This window comes from Klebsiella sp. SYXHC3 (assembly GCF_057196925.1).
Genome location: NZ_JBXUNG010000002.1, coordinates 138762 through 158623 on the forward strand (window position 1 = coordinate 138762; position 19862 = coordinate 158623).

18 protein-coding genes are annotated in these 19862 nt (G+C 55.5%); 12 read left to right on the forward strand and 6 right to left on the reverse strand.

Features of this window, described 5'->3' with window-relative positions; genetic code table 11:
• Nucleotides 1-2: 2 nt before the first annotated feature.
• From AC2CGP_RS07680 to AC2CGP_RS07715, 8 genes are all read left to right on the forward strand, one after another.
• The gene (locus tag AC2CGP_RS07680) at nucleotides 3-473 is read left to right on the forward strand and encodes a PTS sugar transporter subunit IIA (protein WP_015369118.1); all 471 of its coding nucleotides are present in this window, start codon (nucleotides 3-5) and stop codon (nucleotides 471-473) included.
• 21 nt (nucleotides 474-494) lie between these two features.
• Nucleotides 495-809 (forward strand): PTS fructose transporter subunit IIB, encoded by a 315-nt coding sequence (locus AC2CGP_RS07685; protein WP_032713053.1) that lies wholly within the window; start codon nucleotides 495-497, stop codon nucleotides 807-809.
• Nucleotides 810-832: 23 nt separating this feature from the next.
• Nucleotides 833-1924 (forward strand): PTS fructose transporter subunit IIC, encoded by a 1092-nt coding sequence (locus AC2CGP_RS07690; protein WP_015369120.1) that lies wholly within the window; start codon nucleotides 833-835, stop codon nucleotides 1922-1924.
• Between the two features lie 11 nt (nucleotides 1925-1935).
• Entirely contained in the window at nucleotides 1936-2787 is an 852-nt protein-coding gene (locus AC2CGP_RS07695; protein WP_063443276.1) for a class II fructose-bisphosphate aldolase, read from the forward strand.
• Between the two features lie 80 nt (nucleotides 2788-2867).
• Nucleotides 2868-3728 (forward strand): ketose-bisphosphate aldolase, encoded by an 861-nt coding sequence (locus AC2CGP_RS07700; RefSeq protein ID WP_015369122.1) that lies wholly within the window; start codon nucleotides 2868-2870, stop codon nucleotides 3726-3728.
• 49 nt (nucleotides 3729-3777) lie between these two features.
• Nucleotides 3778-4695 (forward strand): ROK family protein, encoded by a 918-nt coding sequence (locus tag AC2CGP_RS07705; RefSeq protein WP_063443277.1) that lies wholly within the window; start codon nucleotides 3778-3780, stop codon nucleotides 4693-4695.
• Nucleotides 4692-5366, forward strand: a complete 675-nt coding sequence (locus AC2CGP_RS07710; protein WP_015369124.1) for a D-lyxose/D-mannose family sugar isomerase — start codon at nucleotides 4692-4694, stop codon at nucleotides 5364-5366. Before AC2CGP_RS07705 ends, AC2CGP_RS07710 begins: the two co-directional genes overlap by 4 nt.
• Before the next feature lie 71 nt (nucleotides 5367-5437).
• Complete coding sequence (locus tag AC2CGP_RS07715) at nucleotides 5438-6160, forward strand: MurR/RpiR family transcriptional regulator (RefSeq protein ID WP_015369125.1); 723 nt, start codon at nucleotides 5438-5440, stop codon at nucleotides 6158-6160.
• Between the two features lie 488 nt (nucleotides 6161-6648).
• Here the strand turns inward: AC2CGP_RS07715 and AC2CGP_RS07720 are convergent, their stop codons facing one another.
• The 4 genes from AC2CGP_RS07720 to AC2CGP_RS07735 all read right to left on the reverse strand — a co-directional run bounded on the left by AC2CGP_RS07720 (nucleotide 6649) and on the right by AC2CGP_RS07735 (nucleotide 13056).
• Complete coding sequence (locus AC2CGP_RS07720; protein WP_045375250.1) at nucleotides 6649-8028, reverse strand: family 4 glycosyl hydrolase; 1380 nt, start codon at nucleotides 8026-8028, stop codon at nucleotides 6649-6651.
• Between the two features lie 13 nt (nucleotides 8029-8041).
• Nucleotides 8042-9601: a PTS transporter subunit EIIC gene (locus AC2CGP_RS07725; RefSeq protein WP_045359309.1), complete on the reverse strand. Its 1560-nt coding sequence runs from the start codon at nucleotides 9599-9601 to the stop codon at nucleotides 8042-8044.
• A 192-nt stretch (nucleotides 9602-9793) separates the two neighbouring features.
• Entirely contained in the window at nucleotides 9794-11503 is a 1710-nt protein-coding gene (locus AC2CGP_RS07730; protein WP_411303084.1) for an AsmA family protein, read from the reverse strand.
• Between the two features lie 161 nt (nucleotides 11504-11664).
• Entirely contained in the window at nucleotides 11665-13056 is a 1392-nt protein-coding gene (locus AC2CGP_RS07735) for a nucleobase:cation symporter-2 family protein (RefSeq protein WP_015369129.1), read from the reverse strand.
• Between the two features lie 287 nt (nucleotides 13057-13343).
• On the opposite strand from AC2CGP_RS07735, the gene gltS reads away from it, so the two are divergent.
• A complete protein-coding gene (gene gltS, locus AC2CGP_RS07740; protein WP_015703819.1) occupies nucleotides 13344-14546 on the forward strand; it encodes a sodium/glutamate symporter in 1203 nt (400 codons plus the stop codon).
• Between the two features lie 114 nt (nucleotides 14547-14660).
• Here the strand turns inward: gltS and glpK are convergent, their stop codons facing one another.
• Nucleotides 14661-16172, reverse strand: a complete 1512-nt coding sequence (glpK, locus tag AC2CGP_RS07745) for a glycerol kinase GlpK (protein ID WP_015369131.1) — start codon at nucleotides 16170-16172, stop codon at nucleotides 14661-14663.
• Between the two features lie 21 nt (nucleotides 16173-16193).
• The gene (locus AC2CGP_RS07750) at nucleotides 16194-17042 is read right to left on the reverse strand and encodes an MIP/aquaporin family protein (RefSeq protein ID WP_015369132.1); all 849 of its coding nucleotides are present in this window, start codon (nucleotides 17040-17042) and stop codon (nucleotides 16194-16196) included.
• A gap of 438 nt (nucleotides 17043-17480) precedes the next feature.
• On the opposite strand from AC2CGP_RS07750, the gene zapB reads away from it, so the two are divergent.
• From zapB to AC2CGP_RS07765, 3 genes are all read left to right on the forward strand, one after another.
• Nucleotides 17481-17726 (forward strand): septal ring assembly protein ZapB, encoded by a 246-nt coding sequence (zapB, locus tag AC2CGP_RS07755; RefSeq protein ID WP_020077673.1) that lies wholly within the window; start codon nucleotides 17481-17483, stop codon nucleotides 17724-17726.
• Between the two features lie 152 nt (nucleotides 17727-17878).
• On the forward strand, nucleotides 17879-18868 hold the full coding sequence (locus tag AC2CGP_RS07760) for a sulfate ABC transporter substrate-binding protein (protein ID WP_015369134.1): 990 nt from the start codon (nucleotides 17879-17881) through the stop codon (nucleotides 18866-18868).
• 169 nt (nucleotides 18869-19037) lie between these two features.
• Nucleotides 19038-19802 (forward strand): CDP-diacylglycerol diphosphatase, encoded by a 765-nt coding sequence (locus tag AC2CGP_RS07765; RefSeq protein WP_262853272.1) that lies wholly within the window; start codon nucleotides 19038-19040, stop codon nucleotides 19800-19802.
• The last annotated feature ends 60 nt before the right edge of the window (nucleotides 19803-19862 follow it).

Below are 19862 nucleotides of genomic sequence, written 5' to 3' on the forward strand. Positions count from 1 at the left end.
ATATGGACATCAGCCGGATTTTAAATACTAAGCGTGTATTGCTGGATATGAAGGCCACGACTAAAGCGGAAGTTATTGAAGAATTAACCGACCTGCTGCAGAAAGATGGGGCCATAAGCTGTCGCGAAACGTTTATTCAGGACGTTTGGCAGCGTGAGTCGGAAGGTTCGACCGGATTTGAAAACCACATCGCTATTCCTCATGGAAAATCATCCGCGGTGCTGAATACTACGCTCGCCATTGGCCGTACTCGTCAGGATATTGCCTGGGAAACGCTTGATGGAAGCCAGGTTCGTTGCATTATTTTATTTGCCGTCCGTCTGGAAGATCAAAATACCACCCATATCCGCTTACTCTCCCAGGTCGCTGGAGCGTTGGCCGATGATGACATTATTGCGCAATTGCTCGAAGAAACCAGTCCGCAGAAGATTATTGATCTCTTTAGTCAATATGCTGAATCGGATGTTTACTAACAATAACTAGTGGAGTCTGAGATGAATATTGTCTGTATTGCCGCCTGTACGGCGGGTATTGCTCATACTTATATCGCACGTGAGAAGTTAATGAAAGGCGCGAAAGCGCTGGGCCACAATGTCAAAGTTGAAACTCAGGGAACAATAGGTACTGAGAATGAACTGACAACCGAAGATATCGCTGCCGCCGATGTCGTTATTCTTGCCGTTGATGTGAAAATTAAAGGCGAAGAGCGTTTTAAAAACAAACGAATTGTCCGTGTGAAAACGGAGGTCGTTATTAAGTCACCGATTCAGTTTATCGAAAAGGTCGAGAAATCCTTAGCTAATGCCTGATCCTTATTCTGGAGGGATCTACCATGAGTGAGAATAAACCACCTGTCTCGCAGGAAATTAAAAAGCATTTGTTAACGGGTATTTCATGGATGATACCGCTGATTGTTGCCGCCGGGATCTGCATTGCCCTCGGTCAGGTTCTGGGCGGTACCAATGTCGCCGAGAAAGTCGGCACCATTCCATGGATGTTGAATCAAATCGGCGGCTGGGGGATGGGGCTCATCGTCCCGCTCATCTGTGCGGCGATTGCCTATTCTATTGCCGACAGACCTGGTTTTGCCCCTGGACTGATTGTTGGGTTTGTCTGCGGGCAAATCCACACCGGTTTCATCGGCGGAATGCTGGGCGGTTTCCTGGTGGGCTATACGGTGCTGCTGTTAAAGCATTACGTGCGGTTGCCAAAATCGATGCAAGGGCTGATGCCCATTATGGTGCTGCCGGTATTAAGCACCATTATCAGCGGTCTGTTGATGATGACCCTGATAGGCAAGCCGATTGCCTGGCTGCAGGAGGCCTTGATTCATCTGTTGGAGTCGATGCAGGGCGGTTCACGATTCCTGTTGGGGGCCATTCTTGGCGCGATGGCCACCTTTGATTTTGGCGGGCCGGTGAATAAAACCATGTCGTTATTCGCCGATGGCTTGCTGGTGAGCGGGGTCTATGGGCCGGAGGCGGTCAAGTTTGTCGGCTCCATGATCCCACCGTTCGGTATTACGTTGTCCTTCCTGCTGACCCGCCATAAATATACCCGTGCCGAAAGTGAAGCGTTAAAGGCCGCCTTCCCGATGGGTATTTGCATGATCACCGAAGGGGTGATCCCTATCGCGGCCCGCGATCTGCTGCGGGTGGTGGGATCCTGCGTCGTGGCTTCAGCGGTGGCAGGCGGCTTGATTATGACCTGGGGTGTGGAAAGCCCGGTGCCACATGGCGGTATGTTTGTGGTGCCGCTATTCACCCATCCACTGCTGTTTTGTCTGGCGCTGGCGATTGGGACGGTTATCTGCGGCGTGATGTTGTCGCTATGGAAAAAACCGGTCACGGAGCGTGATGAAGAGTTTGATGAACTGAGCGACCAAAAAGTCGCCGATGATGAAATCACCTTTACCCTTGAGTAAACGGAGGCCCTATGTTTGCCGATATGAAGCAGATGGTTGAGAAAGCCTGGCGTGAACAGTATGCCCTGCTGGCGATTAACTGTATGAATCTGGAGAGCGCCCGCGCCGCGGTACGCGTGGCGGAAAAATACCGCGCGCCGATTATTCTCAATCTCTATCAGGGCCATCTGGCGCATTTTCCGCCAGCGACAGCGATGGCGGTGGCCAGGACCCTTGCCGTAGAGGCCAGCGTTCCCGTGACCTTGAGTCTCGATCATGGGAAAGAACCGGTGAAGATCCGCCAGGCTTTTCGCGCTGGATTCAGCGGGTTGATGATTGATGCTTCTGCATTTCCACTTGCGGAAAATATCCGCCAGACCCGAGAGGTCACCACTCTGGCTGCCAGCATCGGGCTGTGTGTTGAAGGGGAATTGGGGCATCTGGCTGATGCTCCGCGCTATGACTCTGCGACGAACGCCGACCTGATGACGCAACCTGAGGACGTCGCCCCGTTTATCGAGCAAACCGGTATCGACTTACTGGCGGTCTCCGTCGGCACGGCCCACGGCATGTATGCGCCTGGGGTCACGCCCGCGCTGGACTTTGACCGTCTGGCGCTGGTGCAGCGAGCCTCTTCGGTGCCCCTGGCCCTGCACGGCGGCAGCGGCACGCCATTTGATCAGCTTGCCTGCTGCCCGGCATTTGGCGTGGCGAAGATTAATGTCGGCGCGGCGGTGTTTGAGGCAGGTAAAGCCGCACTACTCCATACCCTTTGCCATGACAGCTCTATTGAACTGGCCGATGCCATGGCGGTGATGGAACACGCCAGCGCTGAAGCTATCGTCCCTTACTTACAAGCATCCGGCGCGATAAACCGCGCCTGATTCACTTATCAGTCACGCCCTTTATGCCAGCGCATATTCGCCCTGGCAGGGCGAACTACACCCTGAAACTGGAGAAGACCATGTTAGTTTCCATGCAAGAAATACTTAAACCGACTCGTGAACACGGCTTTGCCATCGGTGCATTTAACGTTGCGGACAGCTGCTTTATTCGCGCCGTCGTGGAAGAGGCGGAAGCGACAAATACTCCCGCCATCATTTCAATTCACCCCAGCGAGCACGACTTTGTCGGCGATTCCTTTTTTAGCTACGTGCGGGATATCACCCAGCGTAGCCGGGTGCCGTTTACATTACATCTCGATCATGGCGCCTCGGTGGAGCATGTGCTGCGTGCGATCCAGTGCGGTTTTACCTCGGTGATGATCGATGGGTCGCTGCTGCCCTATGAAGAAAACGTCGCTCTAACGCGGGAAGTGGTCAGGCTGGCGCATGCGGTTGGCGTCTCTGTCGAAGGTGAACTGGGGACCATCGGCCAGACGGGAACGTCGGTAGAGGGCGGAGTGTCGAAAGTGACTTATACCGACCCGGCGCAGGCGCAGGATTTTGTCACTCGTACCGGCGTCGATACCCTGGCGGTGGCGATTGGTACCGCGCACGGCATCTATCCAAAAGGGATGCAACCTGAACTGCAGATGCACATCCTGCGCGATATTGCCGGACGAGTGTCGATCCCGCTGGTACTGCACGGCGGCTCCGCCAATCCGGATGCGGAAATTGCCGAGTCTGTCACGCTCGGAGTCGGGAAAATCAATATCTCCAGCGATATGAAACACGCTTACTTCCTGAAAGTACGTGAAATTTTGAGTAAAGAGAGCTGGTGGGATCCGAATGTGATTTATCCGGAACCGATTAATGCCGCACGTGAAGTTATTCGCCACAAAATGAAGTTGTTTGGTTCCACCGGCAAAGCAAGCTTGTATTGACCCAGTCGGAAGGCGGGTACGCCCGCCTTCCAATCGGCAGGAGGCAAAGATGAATTACCTCGGACTGGATGTCGGTGGGACGAAAATCGCCGCCGTCGTGATGGATGAGCAGGGACGGGAGCAGGGCCGTTACCGCTGCGCAACACGGAAAGAAAACCGTCAGGCATTTATGTCGTGCATCGTGGATTTCGTTGCCGATATTCGCGCGCGGACGGGAACGCCGATGGCTATTGGCATCGCGTTGCCGGGTAGCGTTTCGCCACAGCATGGCGTCATTCGTAACGCCAACATTCAGGTGATTAACGGCTATCGTTTACAGGATGCGCTTGAACAGGCGCTCGGTCAGCCGGTGGTGTTAGCCAACGATGGCAATTGTTTCGCTTTATCAGAAGCATGCGATGGCGCCGGAGAAGGGTTTTCATCTGTTTTCGGCATGACGTTAGGGACCGGCTGCGGAGGTGGTATTACCCTGGAGCGGCAGCCTTTCGTCGGCGCCTCAGGTATTGCCGCAGAGTGCGGGCATATCGCCTTGCCCGGCTATTCTCCTGAGGAGGATGGGCCGCCGACACGTTGTTATTGCGGCAGATTTAACTGTGTGGAGTCTTTTATTTCCGCAACGGGGCTACGTGAACGCTATCGACTGCTCAGCGGAGAGCGTTTGTCGAGCGAGCAGATTCTCGCCCGCGCGCAGGCGGGAGAATCCGCCGCTTGCCATCAGATCCACCGCTTTCGTCAACAGCTGGCGCGGACGCTGGCGACTATTGTCAATATCATCGACCCCGGCGTGATTGTGTTGGGCGGCGGTTTATCCAACGCGCCGCAGCTGGTAGCGGATTTACCATCGGCGGTCGCCCCGTTGGTCTTCACCGACCATTTTTCCACCCCTATCATTTCTGCGCGGCATGGCGACAGTAGCGGTATGCGCGGCGCCGCCTGGCTTGCCGTGCGAAGCGGAGTTAAACCATGAAACGTTCCCAGATTAACTATGCGATAGATAAAGCGCTGGCGATGGCCGAAACTTTTCGCATCAGCCTGCCGGAATTTGCCCACTTTACGGCGTCAAGCTGGCCGCAGAAGCGGCATGAAGGTTGGCATGAAGTCCAGGATCTACAGCTTGGATGGGATGTGACGGATTTCGCCAGTGGTTGCTTTCGCGAAACGGGCCTTACGCTGTTGACGTTACGCAACGGTTCTTTATCCGACCCGCGTTATACCAAACCCTACGCGGAAAAAATGTTACAGATTCAGCAAGATCAGCAAACCCCCTGGCATTTCCATTACCACAAAATGGAGGACATCATTAACCGCGGCGGCGGCGACCTCTGCATGCAACTGGCCTGGGCGACACAGGACGAACAGTTAGACCAGCAGCGCCATGTTAGCGTGATGATCGATGGCTGCCAGCGTACGCTGAAACCCGCTGAGACGCTGGTGCTGCATCCGGGGCAGAGCGTCTGTCTACCGGTGGGCCTCTATCATCGCTTCTGGGCCGAAAAAGGGATAGTGATGGGTTGGGAAATTTCAATGGTTAATGACGACCATACGGATAATCGTTTTCTCGAGGCGGGCGGGCGCTTTCCCTCCATTGAGGAAGATGAACCTGCAAGATGGCTGCTGTGCAGTGAATACCGGCAGTGACGTTGAGAGCCATCCCACAGACCGATTTGCTCTCCGGTGGTAGCGTAATCTGCCGCTGAGAGGAGCCCGTAATGGACTTAGAAAATATCTTTCGTGACGTGAAGTTGAGTAAAACCGAAATGACCGTGCTGCGTTTTATTCAAAATGACCCGCAGCTATGTATCCGCGAAGGGATCCGCACCGTCGCGGAGCGCTGCTACAGTAATCCTTCTTCGCTGGTGCGGCTGGCGAAGAAGCTTAAGTTCAGCGGCTGGCTGGAGCTGGTCTATTTCATCAAGTTCAATATCACCATGCCAAAGCTCGATGTCACCAACGATATTGATTATATGAGCATTCAACCGGCAGAAGCGCTGACGCCGCTGCTGGCAGGCCTTGAGCAGCAGCGTATTTTGATCCACGGCAGCGGTTTTTCGCAGCTAATCGCCCAGTATATTTATAATAAGTTTCTCGTTACCGGCGTGAACGCCAGCCTGGCGCTGTGGCCCGATTACGAAATCCTTGAGCAAAAAAACGCTGCCCGCTTTGATTCCATCTGGATCATTTCTAAATCCGGACGCAGCAGTTCGGCATTAAATTGGGTCAAGGCGCTGGAAGGCAAAGAGATAAACCTTGTCTGCTTTACCGGCGATTATCAAAGCCCGCTGGCGCAGGCCGCGAATACGGCGTTTATTATTCACGACCCGCAGAAGTTCGACGATGATATTTACTGGAGCAACCCGTTTTTTGGCTACTGCATATTGGGCTTTGAGCGGTTGTTAAAAATGTGGTTTACCAGCGTACGTAGCAATAGGTAGCCCCGCTAAGCGTAGCGCCGCCGGGCAATATCCGCGGATAAGGAGCCGCTTTTGCGCCGGGTGGCGGCTTCGCCTTACCCGGCCTACAGTCCGTGCGACCTGCCTTTAATGTCTTCACCACGCTGGCTGAAACTGCCAGTGCTGGTGGCCTCAAAATCGCTGAGACGTTCCCGGAAGGCCGGGGCAGCCCGCATGGATGCGGGCTGAGGGCCGTGATTTGCAAGGACGCTGCCTCGGCCCGACCCGAAGCCTGCCGGGATAAGGCGAGGGGACCGCGTAGCGGTGATTTTGGCGGCCAGAGCCCGGGAGTACAGAGGGCGGCGGCGACTGGCCGCCCTTTGTGCGTTCCCTGCGCCACGGAAAACATATTGCAGAAAAATTAACCGGGAGCGCAATATCCTCTGGAGCGAAACGAGATAAACGCTTTTCTCAAGCTAAAAGGTTGCAAACCGATAACAGTATCTACTCAATCGAGCGGGGGCGACTCGTTACCGCCACCCGGCGAACTGTTCATCGTCGAGATAGGCCTCAACCAGCTTCTTCGCCAGCGAATATGAACCGACCAGCGGATGAGCCATTAACGCCCTTACCGCCAGCGATTGGTCCTGCTGCAGAATTGCCGCCACCGCCAGCCGCTCATACTCCTTCACGCTGGCAATCATATTTTTCTGCGCCGTCGGCACGTTTATCGGTGTCACCGGCTTAAGACCCTCTTTGCTCAGATCGCAGCTGATTTCAATTACATCGTCGGGGCGTAAAAAATCGAGCGTGCCGTTATTCTGTATCGACACCACGATGCGTTTGGTGGTGGTGCTGTTGACCGCCTCCAGAATATCCAGCGCCACCCCGGCGTAGCCTCCGGTATCCGGCTCTTCGATAAACTGCCGCAGCGTTAGCGGCTCGCGGGTATGGAATTTTTCCTGCTGCGACTCGTTTTGCATATAGCTGTTTTCGCGGCGTAGGTAGTGCTTCATCCAGATGGTAAAGGCCGCCTGCGGCTCCGCTTTAACATCCACGCCGCTGAGCTCCTGACGCATATCGTGGTTGATACGGGCAATCTGCTCGCCGCGGGTCTCCGGTGCCTGTTGAATCGCCCGTAGCGCCACTTCGCGATAGTAGTAGTAATAGAGATATTCGTTGAGCAACTGGTTATCGCACAGTTTGACCAGCTCCGGCGAGAAGTACTGCATCGCCGTTTTGCGGTATAAATCCGGGTTGGCGACCAGCTGCGCGGTAACCTCTTCCCCGCGCACGGTGAAGTGCGTAAACCAGGAAAAGTGGTTTAAGCCGTAGCATTCCACGCTCAGGTCGTGCGCATCGCAGCCGAGGATCTCCGGCAGCTCGCGGATGAGTTCCGACGGCGCATCGCAAATCCCGTACACCCGGCGTTTGAAACCGGATTTGATAATCGCTTCGGTGACCAGCCCGGACGGATTAGTAAAGTTAAACAGGATCGCGTCTTTGTCGGCGTGCTCCTCGATCAGACGGCAGTAGCGCAGGATCGCCGGGATCGAGCGCATCGCCATGGCAAAACCGCCCGCGCCGGTGGTCTCCTGACCCAGCGTGTTATGCTCCAGCGCGATTCGCTCGTCGCGGATGCGGCTCTCATCACCGCCGACGCGCAGCGTGGTAATCACGTAATGGGTACCCTGCAGCGCGGCGACCGGATCGCTGGTGGTAGTAAAATGAATATCCGGTCGAATGGTATTAAATACATAGCGGGCGATTTCACCAAATAGCGATAAATTCTCCGCTGAGCTATCCTGAAATACCACTTCCGTTAAACCAATGCGGTGCGCGTTATAAGCCAGCGACTTTGCCAGAAATGCAGAGCGCACGCCGCCCCCGCCTAATACGGTTAATTTCATACATCACTCCCAATTAATTTTCTGCTAGCCAGCTATCAACCCGGGAACGGACTTGCCCGACTTTGACGCCATAAATAACCTGAACTTCATTACGATTGCGTACTACGCCATTTGCGCCAGTGCTTTTTAATAATTCATCATCAACTAATGTCATATTATGGACAACCACCCGCAGGCGCGTGAAACAGTTATCAACGGAGATAATATTGGCTTTACCGCCTAAGCCATTAATAATTTCATCCGTCATCGACTGCGGGCCGCTGACTTTTTTACGGTAGTCCGCCTTACTGTATAACTTAACGTTATCGTCATCCTCGCGGCCCGGCGTTTTCAGATTTAACTTCACTACCAGCGTGCGGAATATCGCGTAATAAACGATAAATTGGCCAATACCGATCAGCACGTACCCCGGCCAGCGGGTTAACGACACCGGCAGCGGCAGGTTGTAGATCAGAAATTCAATTAGGCCGGAGGCGCCCCACGGCCGCACGGTGAAGATGTCGCAAATTGCCTGCGAAGCGGCGGTTAACGTCGCATGGATCACCCACAGCAGCGGCGAGACAAATAAGAATGTGAATTCAATGGGTTCGGTGATGCCGGTCAGCATCGAGGTGATAATCGCCGGCAGCAGAATCGCCTTCGCCATCGCTTTCTTCTCCGGCTTTGCGGTGTGATAAAACGCCAGCGATGCGCCCGCCAGGCCAAAGATGGTGGTCATCCCCTGTTGCGAGAAACGTAATGCGTCGTTCATCACCGGCGTTAGATCGGGATGGCGCATATAGGCGAGGAAAATCGCCTGGGTGCCGGAGACGACCTGGCCATCGACATTCAGCGTGCCGCCGATTTGTGTAAGCTGGAAAGGCGACCACACGAAATGGTGCAAGCCGGTGGGAATAAGGAATTTTTCAAAGAAGCCGTAGACAAACACTCCCGCAACGCCGGCATTCTTCATAAACCCGGTCAGGGCGCTAATGCCGTGGGTCATAAAAGGCCAAATCCAGGTAAAAGCAATGGCATAGCAGATAATGACTGGCGTCATGGCGACCAGCGTCAGCTTCGCCCCGCCGTACATCGATAGCGCGCCGGGCAGCTCAATATTGGAGACTTTATTATGTACCCAGGCAATGGTGCAGCCAAGAATGATTCCGAGGAATACTCCCATATCGACGACCACAAAGCCTAATAGCTGCGTTTGCCCGGTACCGTAATATTCGCCGTTAATTTTTTCCGCCACCGCATGAGTATGTTCCAGCCATGAATGGTTGGCGCCGAGAAACATGATAAAACACATCACCGAGACAAGTGCGACCTCTGTTTTTTTATCTTTTGCCAGGCCGTAACTTATTCCCACGCAAAACAATAATCCGAGGTTACCGAATAATGGCCAGAAGGTATCACCAAGCAGTTGCCCTAATTGATGAAGGAAACTAGTTTCAGCAATAAGAGTCGGGTTAGTTAAGACGGAACTGAGAGCCAGAATTAATCCAATGACCGGCAAGAACAATACTGCGCCGATCATGGCCCTGGAGAATTTTTGCATATTCTCCAGAATACGTTGACGTATTACAGACATGGTTGTTCCTTTTATTTTTGTAGGTACAGGGGATCATTATTTTTATCAACTTCCAGTATTTTGGTTATAGCAATTCTGATATTTGAAAGGAACCTGTTGCGGGAAATAGGCACAGATAGCCGCTAATTGCATACAGGTTTCAGGGAGGGGGATTAGCCCTCTTCCGCCGGGAAGAGGGCAAGAGGAAAATGGCTACGGCGTTACGGGAACCGACGCGGCAGGCGCGTTGCTAACCTCGCCGTTGCGCATCACCTGCGCCGCCTGCTGCTTGTCCATATTGGTGGCGCTGAGCTGGCCGTTGACGCTCGGTTTCAGCGGCGCATTGGCCTGCACGCTACCGTTCGCGGTTAGCTGGAAGTTGCCGTCGCCGCTAATCGGCAGCGCAGGCCAGCCCCAGGCCTGCAGAATATTCAGCGGCACGCCGCGGCCGTTCAAGCTCAAATTGACCTGGCGTTGCGGCAATTGTGACACCGCGGCGGTCGCCTGCAGAATGCCGCGCTCGGTAAAGGCGCTCAGCTCGCTGATGTTGACCGTAGAAGCGTTCGCGTTCAGCTTCAGCGACGGACGGCGCACGTCGATGCGGTTGAAGGTCGCGGCGGCGGCATTGAGGGTGGCGCTGCCATTCCACACACCCCACTGACCATCTTTCACCAGCTGTAATTCGCCGCCGTAACCGTCCAGCGCGGTGATCTGCCATGGGAAGGCTGGGTCGATATCGATAATCAGATTTCGGCTGGCGCTGAATTTCTTCAGCGTCAGGCTTTGCAGCCAGCCCGGCATCGGCTCCATCCACAGCTGTTTCCAGTTGGACGGTAGCGTATATTCCAGCCCGGCGAAGACGGCATCGTCGAGCACCAGCGCATTACCGGCGCGCAGCCAGTTGCCGGAGGTACGCACCATGCCGCCCTCCCAGCGGGAGCTGAACTGGCGTAGCGCAATGCCCTGCGGCGAGAATTCGGCATTGACGATGGGATCGAGGAAATTCAGCGAACCGTAGATAAACTCGCTGGCGTTCATCGATAGCGTCCCGTCGTCGCTCTGCCAGCCGTTATGGCTCAAGGTCAGATTGCGCAAGTTGAGGTCGAGGTCGGTCACCGCCCAGCCTGGCCCCTGCAAACGAGCATCGGTCACATCCAGCCGGCCAATCTGCAGCGACGGCACCGAGGTGAGCGGCGCAAGGAACTCATTCAGCGGTTTGGCGCTCTGCAGACGAATTTCATTCAGGCGCAGGTTATCAACCAGCCAGCTACCGTCGGTGCGGCGTTTGGCGTTACCGGTCAGCGTGCCGCGCGCGATATCGGCGCCAAGGGTGTTCAGGGTCACCTCGCCGTTATCCATTGCCCCCTGGATCAGGACGTTGCTGGCTTCGATGCCGTTAATATTCATCGAGCCCGCGCTCATCTGAATTTGCGCTTTTCTGCCCAGCACGTCGCCCGCTTCCGGCTGCCACGGCATCACGCCACCGGTCACCCGCTGCGCGCTCAGGTTCCACTCGCTGTCCGGGCTGTTAAAAGCCATATCGCGTAGCTGCAGGCGGTCGGCGGCAAACGGCATCGAGGCGGAAGCCGGAGAAAGATTCAGCGTGCCGTCGCTGAGGACGATTTCATCAGCGTGCAGCGGGTCGCTGAACTGGCGGGTGCTAAAACCGATATCCACCGTTTTGGCGACCAGCGTCGGCGGCTTGCCGTCGCGGCCAAAGGTGACATTTTGCAACTGCAGATGCAGTGGGGAAGAGAAGTCATGCGCCATCTTATCGAAGGCGATTTTCCAGCCGGTGCTTTCGCTTAGCCAACTGCTCGCCTGGCGCGCCCCCCAGCGGGTTTGCAGCGCAAAGTAAGCGGCGACGATAACGACCAGCAGGGCGATCAGCAGCCAGAGAATCAGCTTTCCAAGAAATTTCATGATCTTCCATCCTGATAAGTACACATCACCGTGTTATGCACGATTTATGCGCAATCCTCAAGGCGGGAATAGTGAAATGAGATGAAGTGAGGTGAAGAGATGTTACAGCCGGCGCGCTCCCTGGTCGCCGTGGCGATACCGGGGAGCGCAACTTCAATGCTTTAGTTCTTCTCAGGCGGGAAGATTAAATTCAGAACAATCGCCGTGATACCGCCAGCGGCAATTCCGGAAGAGAGCAGGTTTTTCAGCCAGTCCGGCGCGAATTGCAGGATTAGCGGCTGCTGCGATACGCCGAGACCCACCGCCAGAGAGAGGGCGATAATCAGGATAGCGCGGCGATTCAGCGGCTCGCGGGAGACGATGCGCACGCCGGATGCGGCAATGGTACCGAACATCACCAGCGTCGCGCCGCCAAGTACCGGCTCAGGAATATGCTGCACAAAGCCGCTTACCGCCGGGAACAGGCCGAGCACAATCAGCATCAGCGCCACCACAAAGCCCACATAGCGGCTGGCGACGCCGGTCAGTTGGATCACGCCGTTGTTCTGGCCGAAGCAGGAGTTCGGGAAGGTATTGAAAACGGCGGAAACAAATGAGTTCAGGCCGTTCGCCAGTACGCCGCCTTTCAGGCGTTTCATATACAGCGGGCCGGAGACCGGTTGTTCAGAAACGTCGGAGGTGGCGGTGATATCACCAATCGTTTCCAGCGAGGTGATCATAAAGACCAGCATCAGCGGCAGCAGCAGGCTCCAGTCGATGCCCAGGCCGTAATAGAGCGGCGTAGGGATAGTGATCAGGCTGCTGTTGGTAGGCGCGGTGTTAGCTGGCAGCATATCGAGGAACCACGCCGCCAGATAACCGGCAGCCATCGCGATCACCAGCGAGGCGATGCGCAGGTACGGGTTGCGCTGGCGGTTGAGGATAATAATCAGCGCCAGCACGATACCCGCCAGCAGCAGGTTTTTCGGCGCGCCGAAGGTGTGGTCGGCCATCGCCGCATAGCCGCCGCCGATAGAAGTCAGGCCAACCTGAATGAGCGACAGGCCGATAATCATCACCACCACGCCGGAGACCAGCGGCGTAATAATGCGGCGCGCCAGATGCAGAACCCGCGAGAGGACCATTTCGGTGCAGCTCGCCAGCATCAGGGTGCCGAACAGCGCGGCCATCATCGTCGGCACGTCGGCGCCGCCAGTTTTCAGCGCGGTGCCGCCCATAATCAACGGGGCGACGAAGTTGAAGCTGGTGCCCTGGATGGAGAGCAGGCCGGAGCCAACTGGTCCCCAGGCTTTAATCTGGATAATGGATGCCACGCCGGAGGCGAACAGGGACATGCTGATGATGTGTTGCGTATCTTCGGCCGGGAGGCCGAGCGCCTGACAGATAAGCAGCGCCGGGGTGATGACCGCAACAAACATCGCCAGCAGGTGCTGGAATGCGGCAAACAGCGTTTGCGGAAGCGGCGGACGGTCTTCGAGGCGATAGATTAATTCGCTGGCTGGTTTATGCGCAACCGGTTGCGCATTTTCTGACTCTGCGGTCGTAACGGACATCACAAACAATCCCAAGGTGGCAAAGCGGGAATTTTATCGGACTGTAGACCAAAAGCAAACGTTTGCCACGATTTGGCGCAAAAAATATCCTCACTGAATAGATGTAACAAATTAATTAACATTTTGTATGCTTGATCGCATCAACGCTAATACAAAATATCTTTTTCTGTCATTTTTTGCGCACTTCTGCTTAAAATCGCTCTCCGACTCCTCAAGATGAGAAGTAATCGACACCGGGAATACCGTCGCGTGTGAATGACTCATGCGCCCATAAGGAGCTCTTTTTTATGTTGCATCTCGATACCTTATCGACGCTCGTTGCCGCAACCATGGTGTTGCTTTTAGGGCGAAAGCTCGTTCAGAACGTCCCATTCCTCAAAAAATATACCATTCCTGAACCCGTCGCCGGCGGCCTGCTGGTGGCGCTGGCGCTGCTGGTTTTGAAAAAAAGCATGGATATCGAAATCGATTTCGATATGAGCCTGAAGGACCCGCTGATGCTGGCGTTCTTCGCCACTATCGGCCTTAACGCTAACCTTGCCAGTCTGCGGGCGGGCGGCAAAGTGCTTGGCACTTTCCTGATTGTGGTGGTGGGCCTGCTGCTGCTGCAGAACGCTCTCGGTATCGGCATGGCGAAGCTGCTGGGGCTGGATCCGCTGATGGGTCTGCTGGCCGGTTCTATCACGCTTTCCGGCGGTCACGGCACCGGGGCGGCGTGGAGTAAATTGTTCGTTGAGCGTTACGGATTTGCCAACGCCACCGAGGTCGCCATGGCTTGCGCAACCTTCGGCCTGGTGCTCGGCGGCCTGATCGGCGGGCCGGTGGCGCGTTATCTGGTGAAGCACTCTTCCTCGCCGGACGGTACGCCGGACGACCAGCTGGCGCCGACGGCGTTTGAGAAGCCGGATATGGGCCGCATGATCACCTCGCTGGTGCTGATTGAAAGTATTGCGTTAATCGCTATCTGCCTGACCGTAGGGAAGGTGGTTGCGCAACTGCTGGCGGGTACCGTGTTTGAATTACCGACCTTCGTCTGCGTGCTGTTTATCGGCGTGATCCTCAGCAACGGCCTGGCGCTGGCAGGGCTGTATCGCGTGTTTGACCGCGCGGTATCGGTACTGGGCAACGTCAGCCTGTCGCTGTTCCTCGCGATGGCGCTGATGAGCCTCAAGCTGTGGGAACTGGCGTCGCTGGCGCTGCCGATGATTATTATTCTGGCGGTACAGGCGGTGGCGATGGCGCTGTATGCGGTGTTTGTGACTTACCGGATGATGGGTAAGAACTATGATGCCGCCGTGCTGGCAGCCGGTCATTGCGGGTTCGGGCTTGGCGCGACGCCGACGGCGATTGCCAATATGCAGGCGATTACCGACCGTTTTGGCCCGTCGCATATGGCTTTCCTGGTGGTGCCGATGGTGGGGGCGTTCTTTATCGACATCGTCAACGCGCTGGTGATTAAGCTGTACCTGTTGTTGCCGATATTTGGCTGATAAAAAACCCGGAGGCGGTGCTGCGCACCTGTCCGGGCTACAAGATCGCGCTGTTTGGGGTTTTGTAGCCCGGCTAAGGCGTTTACGCCGCAAGCCGGGAATACCTCCACAATCTTACGCTTCGTCGTGCTCTTCCCACGCTAACGCGCGTTTCACCGCTTTCTTCCAGCCGCTGTAGCGGAAATTACGCTCGGTGGTTTCAATACCCGGGCGGAACTCACGTTCAATCACCGCTTTCTCCTGCAGCTCGTCGAGATTTTGCCAGAAGCCGACCGCCAGACCTGCCAGATAGGCGGCGCCCAGCGCCGTGACTTCACGCACTTCCGGGCGTTCCACGCGGGTGCCGAGAATATCGGACTGGAACTGCATCAGGAAGTTGTTGGCGACCGCGCCGCCGTCCACGCGCAGGGCGTGCAGACGAATACCGGAGTCGGCCTGCATCGCTTCCAGAACGTCACGCGTCTGATAGGCGATAGATTCCAGCGTGGCGCGGATAATATGGTTGGCGTTCACTCCGCGGGTCAGGCCGAAAATCGCGCCGCGCGCATACGGATCCCAGTATGGCGCGCCAAGACCGGTAAAGGCCGGCACCACATACACGCCGTTGGTGTCCTTCACCTTAGTGGCGAAGTATTCAGAATCGAAAGCATCGTTGATGAGTTTCATTTCATCACGCAGCCACTGAATCGACGCTCCGGCCATAAACACCGCGCCTTCCAGCGCGTAGTTCACTTCGCCGGTCGGGCCGCAGGCGATGGTGGTCAGCAGGCCGTGGGTTGAGGTCACCGCCTTTTCACCGGTGTTCATTAACATGAAGCAGCCGGTACCGTAGGTGTTTTTCGCCATCCCTTCTTTCACACACAGCTGGCCAAACAGCGCCGCCTGCTGGTCGCCGGCGATGCCGGAGATAGGAATACGGGTGCCGCCTTTACCGCCGATGTTGGTCTGGCCGTAAACTTCAGAAGACTTACGTACTTCCGGCAACATGGCGCGCGGGATATCCAGCGCGTCGAGCATTTTGTCGTCCCAGTCCAGTTCATGGATGTTGAACAACATGGTACGTGAGGCGTTAGTGTAGTCGGTGACGTGCACGCGCCCCTGGGTCATTTTCCAGATAAGCCAGGTATCAACGGTACCGAACAGCAGTTCGCCGCGCTTCGCGCGCTCGCGGGCGCCTTCGACATGGTCAAGGATCCACTTCACTTTGGTGCCGGAGAAGTACGGGTCCACCACCAGGCCGGTGGCTTTGCGGATGTACTCTTCCATGCCGTCGCGCTTGAGCTGCTCGCAGATATCCGCGGTGCGGCGGCACTGCCAGACGATGGCGTTGTAAATAGGCTTACCGGTCTCACGCTCCCAAACGATGGCGGTTTCACGCTGGTTGGTGATGCCGATGGCGGCAATTTCGTCGGAGTTGATATCGGCTTTCGCCAACACTTCGACCAGCGTAGAGCTCTGCGAGGCCCAAATCTCCATCGGGTCGTGCTCAACCCAGCCTGGCTTCGGATAAATTTGTTCGAATTCACGCTGTGACACGCTGACGATATTGGCGTCGTGATCCATCACGACGGCGCGGGAGCTGGTAGTGCCCTGGTCGAGCGCAACGATATATTTTTTCTCGGTCATAATTGGTGTCCCGTAGTCAGATTACAGCGAAGCTTTTTGTTGCGACGCGGAAGAAGCGGATTCTTTTTCTTCCTCGACGCAGGTGTCGCAAGGCAGATGGCGGCCAATGAATTTGCGGTAGCTGAATGCGCCCAGCGCCGCGCCGACCACCGGTGCGCACAGCGGCACCAGGAAATAAGGAATATCTTTGCCGCCGGTGAAGGCGACGTTACCCCAGCCTGCCAGCCAGGCGAAGGCTTTCGGTCCGATATCACGCGCCGGGTTCATCGCGAAGCCGGTCAGCGGACCCATAGAAGCACCGATAACGGCAATCAGCAGACCAATCAGCAGCGGCGCCAGCGGGCCGCGCGGCACGCCGTTGCCGTCGTCGGTCAGCGCTAAAATCACGCCCATCAGAATAGCGGTAATCACCATTTCTACCGCGAAGGCCTGCACAAAATTGATATGCGGGTTAGGGTAGGTCGAGAAGATACCGGCGAGCTCAAGGCTTTCCACGCTGCCGCGTACCATGTTGTGGGTGTGTTCGAAATCGAAGAAAAGATTGTAATAAAGCCCGTAAACTAATGCCGCAGCGCAAAAGGCGCCGGCGAATTGCGAAATAATAAAAGGAACAACTTTGCGCCCATCAAAGCAGGCGAATAACCATAAGGCGATGGTGACCGCCGGATTAAGGTGCGCGCCGGATACGCCCGCGGTCAGGTAGATAGCCATAGCCACCCCCAGACCCCAGATGATGCTGATTTCCCACTGACCGAAGCTGGCTCCTGCGACTTTGAGCGCAGCTACGCACCCAACGCCGAAAAAGATCAACAACCCGGTACCGAGAAACTCTGCGATGCACTGGCCTTTTAATGTTGATGTCTGGCTCATAATCGGATCCTGAAGCGAAGTGATTATTGTAAGTATGTTGGTCGCGGACGACCACGGTGCCTTGTAGGCATAGTGTTAATTTATCGTTAACGAGCATAAACGAGAAATATCGAAATTTAAATTTGTGTCCCTCGTCAAGAAAATGAGCGTTTTCGCGCCATAAACGCGTGTTGCGGCACATTTACCCACCTTTTTCTGCGTATTTTGTTATCTCATTGATTAACAATCGCCAGAGAAGTTCGGGGCAATTGCCGCGAACGCACCAGGTAAAGACTGAAAAGTGTTGCAAACCGCAATCTGCGCGGGTTGTCGCTGGACAGGTGAGGCGGGGATTCATACAATCGACGACAACACCGCTATTGTGCGCTAATTCGTTAAGGCGGGACCGCGTATACGAAACACGAGTTTCTATCAACGCCTTGCAAGATCAGGAGAGGTATGACGATGTCATTAGAAGTGTTTGAGAAATTAGAATCTAAAGTTCAGCAGGCGATTGATACCATCACTCTGTTGCAGATGGAAATCGAAGAGCTGAAAGAAAAGAACACCACGCTGGCGCAGGAAGTGCAGAGCGCGCAGCACGGCCGTGAAGAGCTGGAGCGTGAAAATAGCCAGCTGAGAGAACAACAGCAGGGCTGGCAGGATCGTCTGCAGGCGCTGCTGGGCCGCATGGAAGAAGTCTAATCGCTTCCCGCCCCTTCCCGCCCGGGAAGGGGTTTTCTCTATCCCCCGCTTTATATCTCCAGGTTATAGCCAATCTTTTTTTATTCTTTAATCATTGATTCGCTTTCTGGCACGCTTAGTTCATCACAACACGACATAAAGAGAGCGGTGCGATGAATAAGTGGGGCGTAGGGTTAACTCTGTTGCTGGCATCCGCCAGCGTGCTGGCAAAAGATTATCAGCTGTTAAACGTATCGTACGATCCGACGCGCGAGCTGTACGAACAGTACAATAAAGCGTTTAGCGCGCACTGGAAGCAGGAAACCGGCGATAACGTGGTGATTCGTCAGTCGCACGGCGGCTCCGGCAAACAGGCGACGTCGGTTATCAACGGGATTGAAGCGGATGTCGTCACCCTGGCGCTGGCCTACGACGTAGACGCCATTGCTGAACGTGGTCGTATCGATAAAAACTGGCTGAAGCGCCTGCCGGATAACTCCGCGCCGTATACCTCAACCATCGTGTTCCTCGTCCGTAAGGGCAACCCAAAACAGATCCATGACTGGAACGACCTGATTAAACCCGGCGTATCGGTCATCACCCCGAACCCGAAAAGCTCCGGCGGCGCCCGCTGGAACTATCTGGCGGCATGGGGCTATGCCCTGCATCAGAATCACGGCGATCAGGCGAAAGCGCAGGAGTTCGTGAAAGCGCTGTATAAAAACGTTGAAGTGCTGGATTCCGGCGCGCGCGGTTCCACCAACACCTTCGTAGAACGCGGGATCGGCGACGTGCTGATTGCCTGGGAGAACGAAGCGCTGCTGGCGACGAAAGAGCTGGGCAAGGACAAGTTTGAAATCGTGACGCCGAGCGAGTCCATTCTGGCCGAGCCGACGGTTTCCGTCGTCGATAAAGTGGTGGATAAGAAAGGCACTCGCCAGGTGGCGGAAGCGTACCTGAAGTATCTCTACTCGCCGGAAGGCCAGGAGATTGCGGCGAAGAACTTCTATCGTCCGCGCGATCCTGATGTGGCGAAGAAATATGCCAACGAGTTCCCGAAACTGAAGCTGTTTACCATTGATCAGGAGTTCGGCGGCTGGACGAAAGCGCAGAAGGAGCACTTCTCCAACGGCGGTACCTTCGACCAGATTAGCCAGCGTTAATCCTCTTGCCCCTGCTTGCGCTACGCTTAGCAGGGCTACAGTTCTGCGCCCTTTGGTTGCCCGGGTTAGGCGACAGCCGCTACCCGGGATAACTCCCCGCCCGCCATCTGTTTTTATTTAGTCATCAAATTACGTTACTCTTCCGGTTCAGGCTTAACAGGGAACAATAATGAGAAGAGTAAGATACCTTTTGTGGGCGCTGCTGGTGGTTATTCTGGCGGCGCTGGCTGGCGGCTACTATTGGCTGCATTCCGGTAACCCGAACGCGTTACGTCATATTGTCCTGCAGCAGTGCGTACCCAATCAGCAGCAATATCAAAATCCGTCGCCGTGCGCGGAAGTGAACCTGAAAGGCGGCTACGTGTTGTTTAAAGATCGCAACGGCCCGCTGCAATATCTGCTGATGCCGACCTACCGTATTAACGGTACCGAAAGTCCGCTGCTGTTGGATCCGCTAACGCCGAATTTCTTCTGGCAGGCCTGGCAGGGGCGCGAAATTATGAGCCAGCGCCGCGGCGCGCCGATTGATGATAACGCGGTATCGCTGGCGATTAACTCGCGCAGCGGGCGCACGCAAAACCATTTTCATATTCATATCTCCTGTCTGCGTCCCGATGTCCGCGCGCAGTTAGATAATGATGCGGCGACAATTAGCAGCCGCTGGCTCCCTTTGCCGGGCGGTCTGCAGGGCCATGAATATCTGGCGCGTCGGGTAACGGAAGCCGAGCTGGCTCAGCGCAGCCCGTTCCTGATGCTGGCGGAAGAGGTACCGGAAGCGCGCGAACATATGGGGCGTTATGCGTTAGCGATGGCGCGGCAAAGCGACGGCTCGCTGGTGCTGTTGGCGACAGAGCGTAACCTGCTGACTCTCAACCGTGCTTCAGCGGAAGAAATTCAGGATCATAGCTGCGCAATTCTTAACGCAAACCACTAGTTCTGGCGTTTACCTGTCTTTCCTGTCGTCGTATTCTTGCTGAAAAAAACGACAGGAGAC